The organism is Pedobacter sp. GR22-10 (assembly GCF_026239715.1).
In the GTDB taxonomy this organism is placed as follows: domain Bacteria; phylum Bacteroidota; class Bacteroidia; order Sphingobacteriales; family Sphingobacteriaceae; genus Pedobacter.
The window spans coordinates 1,467,072-1,485,229 of sequence record NZ_JAPIVR010000001.1; the positions used below are offsets into that span (position 1 = coordinate 1,467,072).

Consider the following 18,158-nt stretch of genomic DNA (forward strand, 5'->3'; position numbering starts at 1 on the left):
TAAACATTCCGAAACTTTCCGTACGCAATCTTAGCAGATTTGTACAACCAAATACTTCATTTTTTGTTGTGCTAACATGTATGATCATTTCACCTTTCCTGAAGCTGATGCTTTACAGATCGCCTTATCCAGGCAACTTATTTTTAAACCTCTTCAAGCCATTCATACCATTGCGGGTGCTGATATTTCTTTTGATAAAGGCAGTTCAACCATGTATGCCGGAATAGTCATTTTAAGTTTCCCGGGAATGGTGATTCAATCATACGCACTCGAAACCTATGAAACTACTTTTCCTTATCAACCTGGATATTTGGGCTTTAAAGAAGTACCTGCGCTCTTAAAAGTATGGGATTTGATTCCGGTAAAACCTGATGTTGTGGTGCTAGATGGTAATGGCATTCTGCATCCCAGGCGAATGGGTGTTGCCTCGCATTTTGGCGTGATGACCAGTCAACCCACCATTGGCTGTGCCAAGAGTATTTTATATGGCGACAACCATTTACCGGAAAGATCTAAGTTCAGTACGGCAGAAATTAAAAGTCATGGTGAATTATTGGGCTATGCTTTAAGAACCAAAGATAATAACAAACCGGTTTATATCTCTGCAGGGCACTTAATTACCAATGAACAGGCTTTGGCCGTAATTAAAAAATGTATTGGAAATTACAGAATACCAGAACCAACCCGGTTGATTCATGATATTGTAAACGATTTCAGGACAGGTAAATTAAAGGCTGGCCATCATATTCAACACCAGCCCCTTACCCTGTTTTAAATCCAGTTGATGCCTTTTTTGAGCAACTGTAAAGTTTGATACTCTTCGGAGCCAGCTTCTGGCTGAATATTATATCCCCAATTGGCCTGTGGTGGTAAACTCATTAAAATCGATTCAATTCTGCCATTGGTTTCTAAACCAAATTTAGTTCCTGAATCATACACCAGGTTAAATTCCACATACCGGCTTCTTCGTTGATACTGCCATTCCTTTTGAATATCCGTAAATTCCTTATCACGGTTCCGTTCCAGCAACTCGGTATAGATAGGTAGAAAAGTTTCACCAATATTGGCAGAGAAATCTAAAATACCATTCCAGAATAAGTTTGTATTTTCGGGCTTTAGTCTATCGTAAAAAATGCCACCAATACCGCGTGTTTCTTCCCGGTGTTTGATAAAAAAATAATTGTCGGCCTGTTCTTTAAATTTTGGATAAAACTCAGGATTAAATTCATCACAGGCATTTTTCAATTTATGATGGAAAAACCTTGCATCATTTTCGAACACATAATGAGGTGTCAAATCTATTCCGCCACCAAACCAGCGGGTTTCTTCATTGAGTTCAAAATAACGAATATTCATGTGGATAATGGGAACCAGCGGATGATTGGGATGAATCACAATGGAAACTCCTGTGGCAAAAAAATCATCTTCCGTTACTTTAAAAGCCTTTTTTATCGGCTCAGGTAATTTGCCGTGAACAGCCGAAAAGTTTACGCCACCTTTTTCAATGATAGAGCCATTTTGCATGATCCGGGTACGGCCACCTCCCCCACCATTTCGCTCCCATAATTCCTCTTCAAATTTTCCTTTGCCATCTGCCATCTCTAATCCTTTGCAAATTTCATCCTGAATCTGCCTATAACGCGATGCTACCTCTTCTTTAAATATCATGATCGTATTTACCTTTACTACAAACTTAAGGCTATTCAGTCAGTGATATTGATTTATCTGCAGATAGTACATTTTATTGACACAGTTATTCTTCCAGGTAATTCAAATCTTTGTAAAAGCTTTCTTTCAGAGATGCGACAGAAATCATCGCAATAATGGTAACCATTCCCATGACGATAAATCCTGCCGTCACAATACTGTATTGATGAACAAAAAATTCAAAAATCAAGGTAATGGGTATCAAAGCACCACGTACAAAATTGGGTGCGGTAGTGGTTACGGTAGAACGGATATTGGTACCAAACTGCTCAGCAGCAATGGTGACGAAAGTAGCCCAGTAACCCACCGCAAAGCCCATAACCAGACAAATGAGAATGAAGCTGCTTTCTGTTAGATTATTGCTGGTGAGGTAAATTATAACAGCAACCACAGATAAGCTTTGAAAAATAAGCACTGTTTTTTTGCGTGATCTGAGCATCTGAGCCAGGAAACCACACACCACATCCCCTATGGCAATCCCAAAATAAGTATACATAATGCCCGTACCTGCATTCAGCACTTCTTTAGCCCCCAATGCCTTACCAATTTCTGGTGATTGTGTCACAAGGATCCCCACAATAAACCAAAGCGGTAAACCCAGGCAGATACAGGCCAGGTATTTCAGAAACCTTTTCCGGTCTGAAAACAACATGAAGAAATTTCCCTTTGAAACATGTGCAGATTGCTCTGCATGTTTGAACATTCCTGATTCAAATGTTCCGACACGAAGCAGCAGCAGTAATAAACCCATACCGCCACCCACGAAATAAGAAGTTTGCCAGGTAAAGTGCTTACCGATAGTAGCGGCAGCGGCAGCCCCTAATAAGCCAATTCCGGCAACCACCATGGTGCCATATCCACGCTTTTCCTTATCCATGGTTTCAGTAACCAAAGTAATCCCGGCACCCAGTTCACCTGCCAGGCCAATACCTGCAACAAATCTGATCATGGCGTAGGTGTGCACATCTGTGGCAAAACCATTCGCAATGTTGGCCAGAGAATACATCAAGATGGAACCAAATAACACTTTAATCCGGCCAAATTTATCTCCGATAATGCCCCATAATAATCCACCGAGAAGCAAACCAAACATCTGCATATTGATGACATACTCGCCATCAGTTCGCATATGTTCTGGTGAAACACCAATATCTGAAAAGCTTTTTAGCCTGACTACTGAAAATAAAACGAGATCATAGATATCAACAAAATAACCCAGGGCGGCTACTATAACTAGGAAGATAACATTTCGGTTGTTTGATTTGGTTTGGGAATCCATTTAGCTATTTGGTTTAATTGCTGAAAGTACAAATTAGGCCAAATAAAAAAAACAGAAATTAAAAATAAAAGCCATCCGGTTTGGGATGGCTTTTATCTCTCCTACATTGGAGGTGTTTTTGTTGTTGTATCCGGTGGTGTTGTTTTTGAAGTATCCGGAGGTGTAGTTGTTTTTGTTGTATCCATTGGAGTCGTTGTAGTTGAATCCATCTTTGTACTGTCTGAAGAACCAGCCATGTTTTTAGACGAATTGCATGCTGAAGTGGCAATCATGATCGTACCAGCAAAAGCAAGACTTAAGATTATTTTTTTCATAGTTTCTTATTGTTATCTGTAATCTCTAACAATGATGTTACCATTTGGTTTTATTTTTTGGCTCAAAATAGTTATATTTTTTTTCAAAAAACTGTATATCAATATATTAAATCAATTAAAATCTCGATTTTTTGAGTGTAAAACATACACTAATACATTTATTTTTATCGTAAAACGGTATCTAAAACAAGATTGTTACCTTCAAAATTACCTCTAGGGCAATAATTATTTTACTGATATTAAAATTCCTCCTGTCTAATGAATCCCTGTTAAAATAAATAATTACAGCTGTTGAATCAAGCAAATAAAATATGACTAAAACATCACCTGAAAACTTTAAAAGGTGATAAAACTTTCTGATATTAGTGATATATGATAATTTCTCCAAACACCCTTAAATGGGTAATGCGCCTTTATCCACCATTGTTCTTTCAACGCATTTGGGTTCAGAAATTCGGAGATGACTTTAGAAGCTGTACGGTAAAAATTAATAAGAGTTTTCTGAATAAAAACTATAATGGCTCTATTTTTGGCGGAACCATTTACGCTGCTACAGATCCTTTTTACGCCTTGTTATTTGATCAGCTGATGCAGCGCAAAGGATTTAAAGTCAGGGTATGGTTAAAAAGTGCCTCCATTCACTACTTGAAACCTGGCCGATCTCACTTATATTTCACCATTGAAATTACCGATGATATGCTTGCTGAAGCAGAACAGGCTTTAAGAACAGCAGGTAAGTTTGTAAAAGCCTACCCGATGGAAATTACCAATAAAAAAGGTGAGTTATGTGCCACCGTAATGAATGAAGTTTATATCCGAAACCTGCATCAGGGCGAATGGCCTACCGTTGCTTATTAATTGATGATATGCCGAGCATTAAAAGTTTGATTTTTCAGGGTGAGGGCGTTCAGCTCGACTTTAAAAAAACCATTACCAATACAGAAAAAATTGCAAAAAGCCTGGTTGCATTTGCAAACAACAGAGGGGGGCAACTTCTTATTGGTGTAGCCGATGATGGTCGCATTAAAGGAGTAAAGTCAGAAGAAGAGGAAAAATATATGATCTTAACTGCTGCACACCAGTTGTGTAAACCGGCAATAGAGCCCTCCTTTGAAGAAATCTATGTGGATGATAAGCTGGTTCTGGTGGTAAACATCCCCGAAAGCGATACCAAACCTCATTATGCTCTCGATGACCAGAAAAAGTGGTGGGCCTACATCCGCATTGATGATAAAAGTGTACTCGCCAGCAAGATCATTGTGGAGGTTTTAAAGAATAGCCATAAAGACAAGGGGGTGCTGATCTCCTATTCAGATAATGAAAAAAAACTGCTGGAATACTTGGACCGCAAAGAAAGAATTACCCTCAAAGAACTGAGTAAATTATTACGTTGTTCTTACCGGAAGGCACAAAAAATACTTGTCGACCTGATTATTACGAACGTGATTAAGATCCATACGACTGAAAAAGAAGAGTATTTTACGGCGGTGAAATCAGTGTAGTTTTGAACAGTTAATCTTTCTCCGTCATTGCTGAGGTGGCTTTTTCAGCCAACTCAGCAATCTGTTTTCATGATAAAGATTGCTTCACGCCATCGCTCCGCCCGAGACTTCGGTTCGCCATGACGGTTTACGATGAATTGCTTTTGACGACTCACCTGAATTAAAATTTATTTTACCTGCTTTGATTGAGATTTAAAAACCCGACCTTTGCGAACGATGTTTTCTAAAATCTACGCCAAATACAAGCCATATTATAAAGAAAATCTGCTTTTAGCCCTGCCAATTGTGGGTTCACAAGTCGGACATACTTTGGTTCATATGGCTGATAGTGTAATTGTTGGTCATTTTACAGATACCACTCAGCTGGCATCCGTTTCATTGGTGAATAGTATTTTTATATTGATCATGGTAATTGGGTTAGGGATTTCCTATGGTTTAACGCCTTTAATTGCGCAGGAAAACGGCCGGCAAAATCATGAAGAATGTGGAAAGCTATTATCCAACAGTTTAATTATAAATATTATTATAGGTATTTTCCTGTATGCTTTGGTCCATTTTGGTGTGTTATTGGTCATCGATCACTTAGACCAAACGCCTGCCGTTGTGGCCTATGCTAAACCTTATTTGGGCTTACTTTCAGCTTCTATTGTACCTTTGCTGGTCTTTCAGACCTTTAAACAATTTGCTGAAGGTTTGGGATTTACCAAGCAGGCCATGTTTGTCTCCATTTGGGGAAACCTGTTAAATATTACCCTCGGAATCATTTTTGTAAAAGGCATGTTCGGCATTAAACCAATGGGTGTAAGTGGCGTTGGCTTAAGTACTTTAATTGACAGAAGTTTAATGGCTACAGTTATGGCTATTTATGTTTTAAAGTCAAAGCATTTTAAAAAATACCTGGCTAGCTTCAAAGCCACTTTCATTGATAAAATCAGAGCCGGAAAAATCATAAAAATCGGTGCGCCGGTGGCGATGCAATATTCTTTCGAAATCAGTGCATTCAGTGGTGCAGCTATTCTGATTGGTACCATCGGTGCCGTAGAACAGGCTGCGCATCAGATTGCCATTGGTTTGGCCGCAATGACTTATATGATGGCCAGCGGGATAGCTTCTGCAGCCACCATTAAAACCGGAAACAACTTTGGTAAAAACAACTTTGCTGATTTACGTAAATCAGCCATAGCCAGTTATCATGTGATCCTACTTTTCATGTCATGCACTGCCATTATCTTTATGCTGGCCAACAACCTGATGCCTTTTATTTATACCAGTGATTTAAAAGTAGTGGCTATTGCCTCGCAATTACTGATCATTGCAGGATTTTTTCAGCTGTTTGATGGTACGCAGGTAGTAGGCTTAGGTGTCCTGCGGGGAATTGGTGACGTCAATATGCCAACCTTCATTACTTTTCTGGCCTATTGGGTAGTGGGAATACCTGTGGGTTACCTCTTAGGCTTCTATTTTGGCTTAGGCGTAAATGGCATCTGGTACGGATTAACGTTAGGTTTATTAACAGCTTCTATCCTATTGTTCTTAAGATTTCAGAATAAAACCAAATCCCTGAGCATGAAACCAGAACCTTTCTCATCATAAGGATCATATTTAGATCAGCTGCCAGTTCAGGTTAGGCAGCTGATCTGTAAGATGTTTAGTATTATTTTCCACCCACATTCACCACGACACCAATAGTGAAGATAGAATTACCGGCCGACATGTATTTACGGCTTTTCAAGCCGATATTACTGCTGGTGGTATATTGAAGCTGAACCACCTTACTCAGTGCCATCCTGGTAAAGAAAATCGGTTCAAAGAAAATGTTATCTTCCTTAGGCTGCACCACACCATTCAGAAAAAAACGATCCATTCTCACATGGCTTATGCGCAATGCTGTTCCATAGTTAATGGGGAAATCTGTACCGAATAAGCGGAGATTATTCTTCTTTTTTGAACTATAATTGACCTGCAAAAAGGATTTTCTGTAATCAACCTCCTGCAGTTCACTGCTGATCAGTACATCGTTTTTATAATCCCTGTAGGTGATATCACTCCAGCCCTTTCCTACGCCACCATAAATTTCAATGATCCTGTTGTTGTCTGGCCCAAAAGTATCATAATAACCACCGCCAATTTCAATAAGCTTATGGCCAAAATCTTTGCTCCGGCGATCGTTGTTCATGGCAGAACCGCTAAAAAGTACGCCAATATGATTGGATACTGCATAGGCCCCGTTGATGCTGGCATTTCCTTTTAAGGAGATATGTCCGCCGCCACTAAATTCACCCTGTTTACTTAGCATCGGGGTATTGGGCACATTCGGCATGTAGACAGAAGAACAACTAGCAGCAAAAAGCGCCAGTATTGGAAGGATAAAACGTAAATATTTAAGCATAGATCTTTTAATAAACAGATTTTTCAGGCAAAAATTGTGTTAAAGGTGAATATTCATAAAGTCCATTACCCTTTTAAATTCGTCGTGCAGTGCTGCTTTTAAGTGAATGGATTCGGAAGTAACGGGATGCGTAAATGTTAATTCTGATGCATGAAGAAGCATGGTAGACATATTCCACCGCTCCAGGAAAAATTTATTTTGTTTGTTACATCCATGGGTACGGTCGCCGATAATGGGGTGCAATATGTGACTGAAATGCCTTCTTAACTGATGCATTCTACCGGTTTTAGGTGTTGCTTCCACCAGGGAATACCTGGAAGTGGCATGTTTTCCGAAAGGAACATTTACCTCAGCATGCTGCAAGGTTTTAAAAGAAGTAAAAGCATCCTGTATCGTTCCGTTTTCCTTCGCAAGTGGATAGTCAATATCCATGCTTTCTGGTGCAAAACCCCGTAGAATAGCCAGATATTTTTTAATCGTTTGCGTATTCATAAACTGCTGATGCATAGCAATTTCAGTTTCTTTATCAAAAGCAAACAATAAGATTCCGCTGGTTTTTCGGTCTAAACGATGCACCGGACTCACATGCCTGCCTACCTGGTCGCGAAGCATTTGCAAAGCAAATTCCGTAGCATCTCTGGCAATTGGTGATTGGTGAACAAGCAAGCCGTGTGGCTTGTTAATGGCAATTAAATGATCGTCTTCGTAAATAATCTCCAGCATATGGCCGCGAAGATAAATGATCTGGCGCGGATAATACAGCCCTGAAGAAGATTATCTTCCAAACATGACAAATTTTTAGGGCTTTCCTTAATGGTAAAGATCGAAAGCAACTTTGTATGTATTGCAATGTGCATCAACAATATCCCGGATAGCGGTAGAATATCCCCCGCCCATGCTGATTTGTAAAGGCAATCCCTTAGTTTTACAAGCCTGAATGACCATCCGATCCCTTTCTTTACAGGCAGCCTTGCTGAGCGCAATTTTGCCCAGCTTATCGGTTGATAATACATCTACTCCTGACAGATAAAAAACAAAATCCGGCTTAGCTTGGTCAAAGGCCATTTGAAGGTGATTACGCAATAAATCTAAATATTCTTCATCTTCCACACCATCATCAAGCGGAACATCCAGATCAGACTGTTCTTTCCTGAAGGGAAAATTTTTATCACCATGCATGGAAAAAGTAAACACCCTGCTCTCTTTGCTAAAAATTTCTGCGGTGCCATTTCCCTGGTGTACATCTAAATCGACAATTAAGATACTCTTACTTAAATTATTATTTAATAGGTAATTAGCCGATATCGCCTGATCATTTAATAAGCAAAATCCTTCACCCCAATTACTGCCAGAATGATGAGTGCCACCTGCTACGTTAAAAGCAATTCCATTTTGCATGGCATATCTGGCACCATCAATGGTGCCTTGGGTAATCCTCAGTTCTCGTGCTAATAATTGCGCATTTAGCGGAAAACCTATTCTTCTCTGTTCCTTTGCAGGTAGCGTCAGGTCTCGGAGCTGTATCCAGTAGTCAGGATGATGGGTCCATAACACAATCTCTTCACTTACAGGTTCTGGTTCAAAAAGATTTGTCGGGGCAATAATTCCCTCATGCAACAGTTGTTCCGGAATTAATTCATATTTCAACATCGGAAAACGGTGTCCTTCGGGTAAGGGATGTGCGTATAAATGATGATAAGCTATTTTGATCATCAGCTTAAAATCTCCTCTACATGTTTTTCAATGTTATTGCAGATGGTATCAACGGGTAAATCATTGGCATCTAAACCAAACGGATCTTCTATCTCTTCAGCTATGAGTTCTAAACTCGCTAATACATAGAGGATAAAGGGAACAATAAGTACCAGATAATAACCCAAACTAAACACCCAGCCAATGGGAATCGTCAGCACATAAATAAAGATAAATTTTTTGATGAAGGCACTGTACGAGAAAGGAATTGGTGTATTTTTGATCCTTTCACAGCCTCCGCAGATATCAGTAAACTGATTTACATCCTGAGTTAAAACAATCAATTGTTCCTGAGAGATCAGCCCTTCACGCACTAAATCATAAAGGTGGGTGATTAAACTGCTGGCAATTTGATTGGGAATATGCTGTCCGTCTTTTACTTCTATCAGAAAACTGTTTTTCCCAAAATACTTCTTCTCGCGGAGGTGTTCTTTCATGGCGAAGGCATATTTTGGGATGCCGTATTCAAAGAAACGTAAATGTTCATCCGGTAATTTCAATGCCTTAATTTTCATGGCAAAATTCCGGCTCACGTTAGTTAGTGTGCCCAGTAGTTTTCTGCCATCCCACCAGCGATCATAAGCGGTATTGGTGCGAAATACCAGCAACATAGAAATCACAAAGCCCAGCAGGCTATGCATCATACCAATATTGCTCACGTAATCGCTTTTTGACAGTTTAAAAACGTTCAGTTCCAGGAATGCAATACCTGCAGAAACCACTGAAACACAAATCATCAGCGGCCAAAGCTTAATAAGTGTATCGCCTTTATGGAAATGAAATATAAAGGTAAACCAGTCTTTTGGATTGTAATTGATCATAATAAACGAACTATAATACAGTTTTGCACACCTTCAGCAAGGCCTCACCAGCCAGATAGATGTCTTCAAAGGAATTGTATAAAGGCACCGGGCTAAGCCTGATCACATCCGGCTCACGCCAGTCACCGAGTATGTGTTCGGCAACCAGTCCGTCAAATATGGCCTTTCCTTTTTCAGCGGCAATAATAGAAAGTTGCGCACCTCTTTCCAGTGGATTCGCTGGCGTAATGATCTTAAATTGCTCCTTTCCAATATTTTTATTAACCTCATTTATAATATATTCCAGATAACCCGTTAAATGAATACTTTTATTTCTTAACGGAGTTAAAAAACCAGCTTGCTCAAATATTTGCAGCGATGCGTGGTACAAGGCCATAGGCATTACCTGTGTACAGCTCACCTGCCACCCATCAGCACCAGCTTCAGGCATAAATCCCTTTTCCATTTTAAAACGTTTATCTTCCTGGTAGCCCCACCAGCCGGCAAAACGATTGAGTTCCTGGTTTTGGAAATGCTTTTCATGAACAAATATACCGGCAATCCCTCCAGGACCAGAATTTTGATATTTGTAAGAACACCAGCAGGCAAAATCAACGTCCCAGTCATGAAGTTTTACAGGAACATTTCCCGCGGCATGTGCCAGGTCCCAGCCTACCACTGCACCGGCGGCATGGCCTGCCTTCGTAATTTTCTCCATATCATACCATTGACCAGTATAATAATTAATGCCACCAAACAATACCAATGCCGTTTCTTCAGCATTTTCATTGATCTTAGCTATAATGTCGTCTGTACGGAGTGTATCTTCACCTGCCCTTGGAAAAACCTCTATGATAGCATCATCCGGATTTTGGCCATGAAACCTGACCTGGCTTTCCAAGGCATACTGATCAGAGGGGAAAGCGCCACCCTCCATAATAATCTTAACACGTCTGCCTTTGGGTTGATAAAAGCTCACCATCAACAAGTGCAGATTTACGGTCAGCGTATTCATTGGGCAAACCTCAGCTGGTGAAGCACCAACCAAAGGAGCCATCAGATTTTTTAATTCTTTATGGTAATACATCCAGGGCTGATCCCCTTCAAACCAACCCTCTACTGCCAGATTTGCCCAGTTGGATAACTGCCTGTTCAATACCTGAAATGCTGCTTTAGGTTGCAGCCCTAACGAGTTTCCACACAGGTATATAAATTCTTGATCATGATGTTTAGGAAATAAGAACTGCTGCCTGAAACCTTTTAATACATCAGCCTGGTCCTGCGCTTGAGCAAACGCTAAATTGTTTTCAAAATTCATTAGCCAATATTACAAAAAAAGCAGGTATTGTTTCCAATCCTGCTTTTTAAAAATAGTTTTTTATTTATGATTTAGAATTTCATCGTATCATGTTTTCCCATATCCGGCGTATCGCCGGTAACAACTGCTTTGAGTAGGCTAAACAGGACTACAATTTTTGAAGATGAGGCATCCCAGTATTCAGCTTCCTCAGGTGTCACCTTAATTAAAATTAACCTGGGGTCTTCTACGCCATCCGGAAACCAGGCTTTCACAAAAGGCGAAAAGTAAGCTTCTTTCCTTACCTGATCATCCACCAGCTCTGCTTTGCCTTTTACCGTTAAATAAGTATTTTTTGAAGGGTCACTGTAAGCCAGTAACACATTATTTTCCTTCGAAATCTCTTTTGACTTTAACGAATACTCATTGGTAAAAAACCAAATGCTGCCATCTTCTTCAATCTTGGCCGTACCCATTGGTCTGCTGCCCAACTCGTCACTTGCAGAAAAAGTAGTGAACATACAGGTACGTACACTTTCTGCCATTTCTTTTAAAATCGATATGTTTTTCTCGTTTTTCATTGCTTTGGTATTTATTGAAAAACAGGATAGCCCCTAAAATGTTTGACTAACTACACCTTATTTGGCTTACTGACATAGGGATTACCCTTAACAAAAAAACGCCAGGGTAGTAAGGCATGTTCCTGTGCATAGGCAATACCTATACGTGGGCAGGCAATAATCTCTTCATCCATATAGCGGATCTGGTGATCTTCGATCCATATTTCATTGCCTGACAGGTCTTTCTGGTTAAAAGTACGATCGATGCCCAATGCTTTCGCGGCAGAACCCGGTCCTGATGAAACAGCAGGCCTGGAGACTGGCATCCCCCTTCTTTCTTCCATAAGTTCTTTCCCTATCAAGGGTTCAACAGCCCGGATCAACACCGCATGCGGATCATCTTTCACCGAACTTACAACATTAAAAAGATGGTGCATGCCATAACAAAGATACACATAGGCCACACCACCCGCGCTGTACATCGTTTCTGTACGATTGGTTCTTCTGCCGCCATAGGCATGTGATGCCTTGTCTTTGATGCCATAGTAGGCTTCTGTTTCTACGATAATGCCAGCACTGATCTGACCATCAATATGGGTATATAAAACTTTACCCAGCAAGTCTTTTGCCAAAGCAATTACGTCCTCATTCTGATAATATTCCGGCGTTAATTTCAATATCAATCTAAATTATTTGTTTAGCAAAAAATGAATAACTTGCTCTAAATAAGCCTGGTCTATACTATCGAAATGATCAGGAAACTCGCTGTCTACATCCAATACGCCAATAACCTGGTTATCTTTAATCAATGGCAATACGATTTCTGATTTAGATGCTGAAGCACAGGCAATATGCCCTGGAAATTCATCTACATCGGGTACGATTAAAGTTTTTTGTTGCAACCATGCTGATCCGCAAACCCCTTTTCCTTTTTTAATTCTGGTACAGGCCACCGGTCCCTGAAATGGCCCCAATACAAGTTCTTCATCTTTCACCAGGTAAAAACCCACCCAAAACCAGTTAAACTGTTCTTTCAGTGCCGCAGAAACATTAGCCATATTGGCTACAAAATCTGTTTCTCCAAACAATAAACCTTCTATTTGAGGAATAAGTGATTGGTATTGCTTTTCTTTTGGAATTGCCCTGTCTATCGTTAAATCTTCTGCCATGTACCAAAGTTAAACAGGATTTAATTCATTTTAATTTAATAATTTGATAATGACATTAAATTGAAGGTGATGATCCTGTTAAATTAATTAGTTTTGATGCCTTAAACACCTGATCACATGATTGCAGCTTTAACCATTACCAAATACCGCGGATTTAGTATTCCATTTGCATTTCTCGGTATGGCTATACTCCGGCTGCCGCTTTGGCTCAATCGAAATTGCAGGTTCTGGAAGTTAATGGGGAGTGGCAAAAACGCGCAGGTAGACCTTGCTACGGATTACAGGCACTGGGCCATCATCACCACCTGGGATGACGAAGAACTTTGCGATCAATTTTATGCCTGTTCTTTTCCGATAAAATGGTTTAGGTTTTTTGGATATGAAGAATTTACCATTTTATTAAAGCCTTTAAGTAGCCATGGTTTATGGTCAGGTAAAGAACCTTTTAAGTCTAGTATGAATCATAAAATTGATCAGGGTAGAATTGCCGTCATTACAAGGGCAAAGATTCGTTTTAGTAAATTAAAAGAGTTTAAGCAAAACATTAAAAGAGCTGCCGATCAAATGAGGAGATCAGAAGGTTTTATTCTATCAGCCGGTGTGGGAGAAAATCCTTTCCTGGATCAGGCCACCTTTTCTATTTGGGAAAATGCAGAAAGCATGAAAGATTATGCCTATAAATCATTTGACCATGCTGATATCATCAAACTTACCAGAGAAAGAAATTGGTATGCTGAAGACTTGTTTGCACGTTTTGAAATCCTGAAGATGGAAGGTGTTTTTAACGGAAAATCAGTACATGAATATCAGCCATTCCATCATTTAAATCATTAAACTAATTAAATCCAATGAGAGTTATTGCAGAGTTACCACATCCAGAATGTAAGATCACCATCTTTTCGATGAACCAAAAGTATATTGTAAAATTTGAGCAAGGTACCTTTGAACAAAGTTATAAACTGGCAGAAGTTGATCTGAGCGGTGGCGGCGTAAACGATGTATTTGAGATTTTAGATGAAGAATTTATCACTACCGTGATCAACCGGTTTAAGCTCATGAGAAGTGATTTTACTTCAGCTTATAACAGACATCAATTCTAATCAAATCATCGTCTTAACTCACTGAATTATAGTATTTTATTTTTTGTTTCAGAATTTAATTTGGCTTTTGCGATATAAAATAATATAAATCTGAATTTTTATCTGTTTAAAGATATTAGGCTATGACACTTAACTATTTGATTAATTTAAACTTATGTACTGTATCAGAATATAATTTGGATAGTTATTTTTGCCAAATAAATGAAATCCATGCCTTTTATTTGAACTAAAACATTAAACAAAAATTCGATTCATAATTGAACTTAGCTTGCTCATGCGTGAATCAATGCCCCTCCTACATTTTTTTTGTATCGGAGTAAATGCTCAAGATATGAATCGAATTCAGGTTGTAAGGCATAGAAAATGATCTAAGAAATCACGGTATCGTGAACCACTACCCTATACCAGTTTGCAGAAAACTTTTCAATAGCGGCCAGGTGTACCGGATCTTCCTGGTAAGCATTATGATCTTCCATATTGTTAAAAGTGACCGTTAGCGAATAGGTAAACGAGTTATCGGTAACAGGACGTATTGGGGTATTTGCCGCAAGGCCATAACTTAGCGTTTTTACATATTTACTTGCACGCAGGTGCTCAAAGAAATTTTTGAAATTTTCTATTTCAGCTTTTGTTAATTGTGGCTTCAGCCAAAACATAACGAAATGCTGTATTGGACTGCTATTGGAAACTTGATGATCTGACATACTGTTCTTTTTTATTCCAAGGTAAAAAAAATAGGCTAAAAAAGAAAGCAGCTATAAACTGAAACCCAATGCCCCCCGTTTTTCTTACTGATTATCAATTTAACAAACAATTGGTCTTTAATCATGTTTATTAGCTATGGCATTTAAAGCAGCAATCATCGTAGGCGTAACAATAGGCCTGATCTCGTTTTTTGGAATTCGCAAGATCGTAAAAGATCAGCAGGTACCCGCTGTGCAGTAACTGACATCGATCATGTCATCCTGAACCAGCAGAAAATAAAAAGCAAAAGATTAACTTTTTGTTAATTTTTATTCCCATCCGGTGGGAAAAATTCGGTATTATCATTTTTCTGATCAGGTTTGTCTTTGCTTTCAGCAGTCATTTGATCCAATAAATCGTCAAATTCATTACTTTCAGGTTCGCATCCTTATATTCACCATTAAAAAAAAGGATCAATTAAATTGCATACCTACGAAATGTGTGTCGAAAGTCTTAACTAGATGACCGAGGAAACTATACTCATCCAAATCCCATCGAGTATAGAAAACAAAAAAATTGAATGGGAAGAAATAGATTAATATGCTTCAAATCTCCAATCAATTATTGCAGGAAATTTGAGGACAAATTATACTTTTGAGTGGTCTGAAAAACAGGGTAGCTTACAGCCAGTCGGACAGGAATGCATTTCGGAATAAAACGCACCCTGTCCAATTGGGTGAAAAACCCTCATAATTTTAAGTTCCATTTAACTGAAGGTGTTGAAGTCGGTTTGTTATCTTTAATTTCTACTGCCATTAATTTTTAAAGATTTCAGCCAGTTTCTTTGAAAGTTCTTCTCCGCGCAGGTCTTTTCCAACGATCTTTCCCTCCGGGTTAACAAGAAAATTCGTAGGGATGGCTTTAACTTCATAGAGTACTCCGGCCTCATTTTCCCAGCCTTTTAAATCACCAACTTGTTTCCAAATCAGTTTATCATCTTCAATAGCCTTTAGCCATTTGGCTTTATCTGCTGCTTTATCCATTGAAACGCCTAAAATTTCAAAACCTTTTGATTTGTATTGCTCATAGTTCTTCACCAGGTTTGGATTTTCCCGTCTGCAAGGTGCACACCATGAGGCCCAAAAATCTACAAGCACATATTTCCCGCGGTAGTCAGATAGCTTTACCATCTTTCCATCTACGTCAGGTTGAGAGAAATCCGTAGCCTCAACACCTTCCTGTGTTTTCTTTGCAGTTGCAATTTTTGCTGCCACTTCTTTTCCGAGATAGGATAATCTTAAATCCTCGTTAAGACTTAAAAACGTTTTCTCCATGGCCAAAGCATCAAAATCCGGCCCGAGCAATGAATTAAGTGCCATTACGGCCATATATTTATCCGGGTTCTTGCTAATATAAGACATCTTCGCTTCAAAAATTTCCTTTTCTACAGCTTTTGCACGTGTCTCTAAGGTCTGAATATATGCCTTATCCTGCTTTTTTGCTTCTGGTTGTGCATTATATTCTGCGTCTAACGATTTGTATTTATCGTATATCGGTTTCAAATAAGCCGTTACCTTATCATTTTCTGCATTGATTGCCGATCCTGTAATTACGGACTTAGAAATAGAATCTTTAGCTGTAAGTATAATAGATTCATTAAACAACAATAAAGGCTTTATGTCATAACCAGACCTTTTTGCAGGATTATCCGGTGTAGCATCATGTTTCACCCTTACACGTGCTTCCGTTGGAGATTCCATTTTTCCGTTAAATTCGAATTTTCCGTTAACTATTTCTGTTGAATCTGTTGATATACGATCAGCATACTTAATCATTAAAAAAGCTTTCGCCGGAGCATTTAGTTTTCCTATTTGCCCCTTAATGGTGTATCCCGTTTGCGCCTTAAGGTAAAAAGGCACTATTCCTGTCAATAAACATAAAATTATCTTTCTCATTTTTTCATTTGTTAATGATGTACTACTATTTCTTATTCTCTTTTTTAGATTTCCCATAGCTACCTAGCAGGCGATTATATAAGGACTGGTCTTTTAAAACTTCAACTGCCGCATTTAGGCTTTCATTCGCTTCGTTACGTACGCGCAGCTGATAGTCAGACCCTTCATACAGCAGGGCGGCAATTTCCGACTCAAGTTCTACCGCAAGGCTCTTCCGGGCTGCAGTATCAGATTTCCCCGGCATATTTTTAATATGTTCCTTCGCTTGCTCCATAAACTTGTCAAGCACTGCATCATCTACTTTAAAATTCTTAATAAACGCTTGAAAATCGGGATACTTTTGTAATAAAGCAGTCCTGTTTTGCTGTACAAAATCAAAGCCTACCTTAGTTGTCATTCCACTGTTCATGATTAAGGTCATCCAGTTGCTGTATAAATTTGTATCAATCGGCACAAAACGGTCTGGCATGATTCCTCCGCCACCATATACAGTTCTCTTGTTGTTTAAGGTATTAAACTTCAATGAATCCGGAAAATTGAAATGACCGGGTTCTTTTAGTTCGCCTGAAGCCAGTCTACGGTTAAAGTCTTCAAAATAGTCGGCTTTTCCTTTGGTGTAAGGTTTCTGGATGGATCTTCCGGAAGGTGTATAGTATCGGGCACCGGTTAGGCGTAGCACCGAACCATCTGTCATAACCAATGGCTTTTGCATAAGCCCTTTACCAAAACTACGGCGCCCGATAACTACTGCACGATCCCAATCCTGCAATGCGCCGGTTACAATCTCACTTGAGGAAGCCGTTGATTCGTCAATCAACACAACCAGGTCTCCGGTCATAAACTGCCCAAAGCCACCTGTGCCAAAATAATCCTTACCGCCGTCATGACCAATGGTATAAAACACAGTACTTTCTTTCGGCAAAAATTCATCTGCTACACCAATTGCCGCTTCTACATATCCTCCACCATTACCCTGGAGGTCTAAAACCAGTTTTTTCATGCCTTTTGCTTTTAAAGCTTTAAGGGCAGCATCCATCTCCCTGCGTGTAGATTCACTAAATATCGCAAGCGAAATGTAACCAATTTCCTTGCTTACCATGTAACTGGCACGAATAGACAAGTCTGCAATTTGCTCACGCGTGACTTTAATCAGCATTGGTTTTGTAGTATTGCCACGCATCATTCCCAGACTCACCTGCTTACCTTTTTCGCCGCGGAGCAACAGCATTACTTGCTGATTTTTTAAACCTTTACCTAAGATCGGCTGACCATCAACACTGATGATTTGATCACCCTGACGCAGTCCTGCTTTAAATGCAGGCCCATCCGGGTTTACAGCAGTGATAAAAGTACTGTCGCTAACCATCGCAAAAGTAATCCCTATTCCAGCAAAGCTACCCGACATAGATTGATTCATCTCCTCTGCTTCTTCCCTACTCATGTAGCTTGAATGCGGATCAAGGTCGCTGATCATGGCCTTGATTGCTACGTCTACAATTTTCTCATCCTGAACAGGATCCACATAGTTATCCTGAATAAGCTTTAAGGCTTCCTGAAGCTTTACTTTTGGATTCATCTGCGCCTGCGCCTGTAACAGGCTTATCGAAGCGACTACTACTGCCAGCGCTATTTTATGTATCTTGTTCATTT

General features: G+C 39.5%; 20 protein-coding genes. 6 read left to right on the forward strand and 14 right to left on the reverse strand.

All coding sequences use genetic code 11. The features are described from left to right. Positions 1 to 76: 76 nt before the first annotated feature. Positions 77 to 775: an endonuclease V gene (locus tag OQX64_RS06320; protein ID WP_265818075.1), complete on the forward strand. Its 699-nt coding sequence runs from the start codon at positions 77 to 79 to the stop codon at positions 773 to 775. On the opposite strand, the gene hemF is transcribed toward OQX64_RS06320, so the two are convergent. From hemF to OQX64_RS06335, 3 genes are all read right to left on the reverse strand, one after another. Further along, on the reverse strand, positions 772 to 1,668 hold the full coding sequence (gene hemF, locus OQX64_RS06325) for an oxygen-dependent coproporphyrinogen oxidase (RefSeq protein ID WP_265818076.1): 897 nt from the start codon (positions 1,666 to 1,668) through the stop codon (positions 772 to 774). The genes OQX64_RS06320 and hemF overlap by 4 nt on opposite strands. 85 nt (positions 1,669 to 1,753) lie before the next feature. Continuing rightward, positions 1,754 to 2,986: an MFS transporter gene (locus OQX64_RS06330; RefSeq protein ID WP_265818077.1), complete on the reverse strand. Its 1,233-nt coding sequence runs from the start codon at positions 2,984 to 2,986 to the stop codon at positions 1,754 to 1,756. A gap of 101 nt (positions 2,987 to 3,087) precedes the next feature. After that, a complete protein-coding gene (locus OQX64_RS06335; RefSeq protein ID WP_088301726.1) occupies positions 3,088 to 3,300 on the reverse strand; it encodes a coproporphyrinogen III oxidase in 213 nt (70 codons plus the stop codon). Between the two features lie 372 nt (positions 3,301 to 3,672). Between OQX64_RS06335 and OQX64_RS06340 the strand changes: the two genes are divergently transcribed. The 3 genes from OQX64_RS06340 (at position 3,673) to OQX64_RS06350 (ending at position 6,395) form a co-directional block, all read left to right on the forward strand. Further along, positions 3,673 to 4,158 (forward strand): PaaI family thioesterase, encoded by a 486-nt coding sequence (locus OQX64_RS06340; protein ID WP_265818078.1) that lies wholly within the window; start codon positions 3,673 to 3,675, stop codon positions 4,156 to 4,158. 8 nt (positions 4,159 to 4,166) lie between these two features. Next, a complete protein-coding gene (locus tag OQX64_RS06345; RefSeq protein ID WP_265818079.1) occupies positions 4,167 to 4,802 on the forward strand; it encodes a helix-turn-helix domain-containing protein in 636 nt (211 codons plus the stop codon). 216 nt (positions 4,803 to 5,018) lie between these two features. Continuing rightward, on the forward strand, positions 5,019 to 6,395 hold the full coding sequence (locus OQX64_RS06350) for an MATE family efflux transporter (RefSeq protein WP_265818298.1): 1,377 nt from the start codon (positions 5,019 to 5,021) through the stop codon (positions 6,393 to 6,395). Between the two features lie 61 nt (positions 6,396 to 6,456). Here OQX64_RS06350 and OQX64_RS06355 read toward each other — a convergent pair whose 3' ends face one another. From OQX64_RS06355 to OQX64_RS06390, 8 genes are all read right to left on the reverse strand, one after another. Beyond that, entirely contained in the window at positions 6,457 to 7,191 is a 735-nt protein-coding gene (locus OQX64_RS06355; RefSeq protein WP_265818080.1) for a hypothetical protein, read from the reverse strand. Positions 7,192 to 7,230: 39 nt separating this feature from the next. After that, positions 7,231 to 7,914, reverse strand: a complete 684-nt coding sequence (locus tag OQX64_RS06360) for a pseudouridine synthase (RefSeq protein WP_265818081.1) — start codon at positions 7,912 to 7,914, stop codon at positions 7,231 to 7,233. Positions 7,915 to 8,001: 87 nt separating this feature from the next. Continuing rightward, on the reverse strand, positions 8,002 to 8,904 hold the full coding sequence (locus OQX64_RS06365) for a histone deacetylase (RefSeq protein WP_265818082.1): 903 nt from the start codon (positions 8,902 to 8,904) through the stop codon (positions 8,002 to 8,004). After that, complete coding sequence (locus OQX64_RS06370) at positions 8,904 to 9,764, reverse strand: bestrophin family protein (protein WP_265818083.1); 861 nt, start codon at positions 9,762 to 9,764, stop codon at positions 8,904 to 8,906. The genes OQX64_RS06365 and OQX64_RS06370 overlap by 1 nt, the downstream gene beginning before the upstream one ends. Positions 9,765 to 9,774: 10 nt before the next feature. Beyond that, complete coding sequence (gene kynU / locus OQX64_RS06375; RefSeq protein ID WP_265818084.1) at positions 9,775 to 11,061, reverse strand: kynureninase; 1,287 nt, start codon at positions 11,059 to 11,061, stop codon at positions 9,775 to 9,777. 71 nt (positions 11,062 to 11,132) lie between these two features. Then, positions 11,133 to 11,621 (reverse strand): pyridoxamine 5'-phosphate oxidase family protein, encoded by a 489-nt coding sequence (locus tag OQX64_RS06380; protein ID WP_088301735.1) that lies wholly within the window; start codon positions 11,619 to 11,621, stop codon positions 11,133 to 11,135. A 50-nt stretch (positions 11,622 to 11,671) separates the two neighbouring features. Further along, positions 11,672 to 12,283, reverse strand: coding sequence for a DNA-3-methyladenine glycosylase (locus OQX64_RS06385; protein WP_322974931.1), 612 nt, complete (start codon positions 12,281 to 12,283; stop codon positions 11,672 to 11,674). Positions 12,284 to 12,289: 6 nt separating this feature from the next. Continuing rightward, entirely contained in the window at positions 12,290 to 12,769 is a 480-nt protein-coding gene (locus OQX64_RS06390; protein WP_265818085.1) for a GAF domain-containing protein, read from the reverse strand. Positions 12,770 to 12,886: 117 nt separating this feature from the next. Here OQX64_RS06390 and OQX64_RS06395 point away from each other — a divergent pair, with 117 nt between their 5' ends. Both OQX64_RS06395 and OQX64_RS06400 read left to right on the forward strand, forming a co-directional pair. After that, positions 12,887 to 13,603, forward strand: coding sequence for a DUF3291 domain-containing protein (locus OQX64_RS06395; RefSeq protein ID WP_265818086.1), 717 nt, complete (start codon positions 12,887 to 12,889; stop codon positions 13,601 to 13,603). Between the two features lie 14 nt (positions 13,604 to 13,617). Further along, positions 13,618 to 13,869, forward strand: a complete 252-nt coding sequence (locus OQX64_RS06400) for a hypothetical protein (RefSeq protein ID WP_265818087.1) — start codon at positions 13,618 to 13,620, stop codon at positions 13,867 to 13,869. Between the two features lie 368 nt (positions 13,870 to 14,237). Here OQX64_RS06400 and OQX64_RS06405 read toward each other — a convergent pair whose 3' ends face one another. The 3 genes from OQX64_RS06405 to OQX64_RS06415 form a co-directional block, all read right to left on the reverse strand. Beyond that, positions 14,238 to 14,573: a Dabb family protein gene (locus OQX64_RS06405; protein ID WP_265818088.1), complete on the reverse strand. Its 336-nt coding sequence runs from the start codon at positions 14,571 to 14,573 to the stop codon at positions 14,238 to 14,240. 795 nt (positions 14,574 to 15,368) lie between these two features. After that, entirely contained in the window at positions 15,369 to 16,508 is a 1,140-nt protein-coding gene (locus OQX64_RS06410) for a TlpA disulfide reductase family protein (RefSeq protein ID WP_265818089.1), read from the reverse strand. 25 nt (positions 16,509 to 16,533) lie between these two features. Further along, on the reverse strand, positions 16,534 to 18,156 hold the full coding sequence (locus OQX64_RS06415) for a S41 family peptidase (protein ID WP_265818090.1): 1,623 nt from the start codon (positions 18,154 to 18,156) through the stop codon (positions 16,534 to 16,536). Positions 18,157 to 18,158: the final 2 nt, after the last annotated feature.

What these genes read in the sequence shown, in the direction of transcription:
- OQX64_RS06320 (WP_265818075.1), top strand. Translation starts at nt 77, where the DNA reads ATGTATGATCATTTCACCTTTCCTGAAGCTGATGCTTTACAGATCGCC.
- hemF (WP_265818076.1), bottom strand. Translation starts at nt 1,668, where the DNA reads ATGATATTTAAAGAAGAGGTAGCATCGCGTTATAGGCAGATTCAGGAT.
- OQX64_RS06330 (WP_265818077.1), bottom strand. Translation starts at nt 2,986, where the DNA reads ATGGATTCCCAAACCAAATCAAACAACCGAAATGTTATCTTCCTAGTT.
- OQX64_RS06335 (WP_088301726.1), bottom strand. Translation starts at nt 3,300, where the DNA reads ATGAAAAAAATAATCTTAAGTCTTGCTTTTGCTGGTACGATCATGATT.
- OQX64_RS06340 (WP_265818078.1), top strand. Translation starts at nt 3,673, where the DNA reads ATGATAATTTCTCCAAACACCCTTAAATGGGTAATGCGCCTTTATCCA.
- OQX64_RS06345 (WP_265818079.1), top strand. Translation starts at nt 4,167, where the DNA reads ATGCCGAGCATTAAAAGTTTGATTTTTCAGGGTGAGGGCGTTCAGCTC.
- OQX64_RS06350 (WP_265818298.1), top strand. Translation starts at nt 5,019, where the DNA reads ATGTTTTCTAAAATCTACGCCAAATACAAGCCATATTATAAAGAAAAT.
- OQX64_RS06355 (WP_265818080.1), bottom strand. Translation starts at nt 7,191, where the DNA reads ATGCTTAAATATTTACGTTTTATCCTTCCAATACTGGCGCTTTTTGCT.
- OQX64_RS06360 (WP_265818081.1), bottom strand. Translation starts at nt 7,914, where the DNA reads ATGCTGGAGATTATTTACGAAGACGATCATTTAATTGCCATTAACAAG.
- OQX64_RS06365 (WP_265818082.1), bottom strand. Translation starts at nt 8,904, where the DNA reads ATGATCAAAATAGCTTATCATCATTTATACGCACATCCCTTACCCGAA.
- OQX64_RS06370 (WP_265818083.1), bottom strand. Translation starts at nt 9,764, where the DNA reads ATGATCAATTACAATCCAAAAGACTGGTTTACCTTTATATTTCATTTC.
- kynU (WP_265818084.1), bottom strand. Translation starts at nt 11,061, where the DNA reads ATGAATTTTGAAAACAATTTAGCGTTTGCTCAAGCGCAGGACCAGGCT.
- OQX64_RS06380 (WP_088301735.1), bottom strand. Translation starts at nt 11,621, where the DNA reads ATGAAAAACGAGAAAAACATATCGATTTTAAAAGAAATGGCAGAAAGT.
- OQX64_RS06390 (WP_265818085.1), bottom strand. Translation starts at nt 12,769, where the DNA reads ATGGCAGAAGATTTAACGATAGACAGGGCAATTCCAAAAGAAAAGCAA.
- OQX64_RS06395 (WP_265818086.1), top strand. Translation starts at nt 12,887, where the DNA reads ATGATTGCAGCTTTAACCATTACCAAATACCGCGGATTTAGTATTCCA.
- OQX64_RS06400 (WP_265818087.1), top strand. Translation starts at nt 13,618, where the DNA reads ATGAGAGTTATTGCAGAGTTACCACATCCAGAATGTAAGATCACCATC.
- OQX64_RS06405 (WP_265818088.1), bottom strand. Translation starts at nt 14,573, where the DNA reads ATGTCAGATCATCAAGTTTCCAATAGCAGTCCAATACAGCATTTCGTT.
- OQX64_RS06410 (WP_265818089.1), bottom strand. Translation starts at nt 16,508, where the DNA reads ATGAGAAAGATAATTTTATGTTTATTGACAGGAATAGTGCCTTTTTAC.
- OQX64_RS06415 (WP_265818090.1), bottom strand. Translation starts at nt 18,156, where the DNA reads ATGAACAAGATACATAAAATAGCGCTGGCAGTAGTAGTCGCTTCGATA.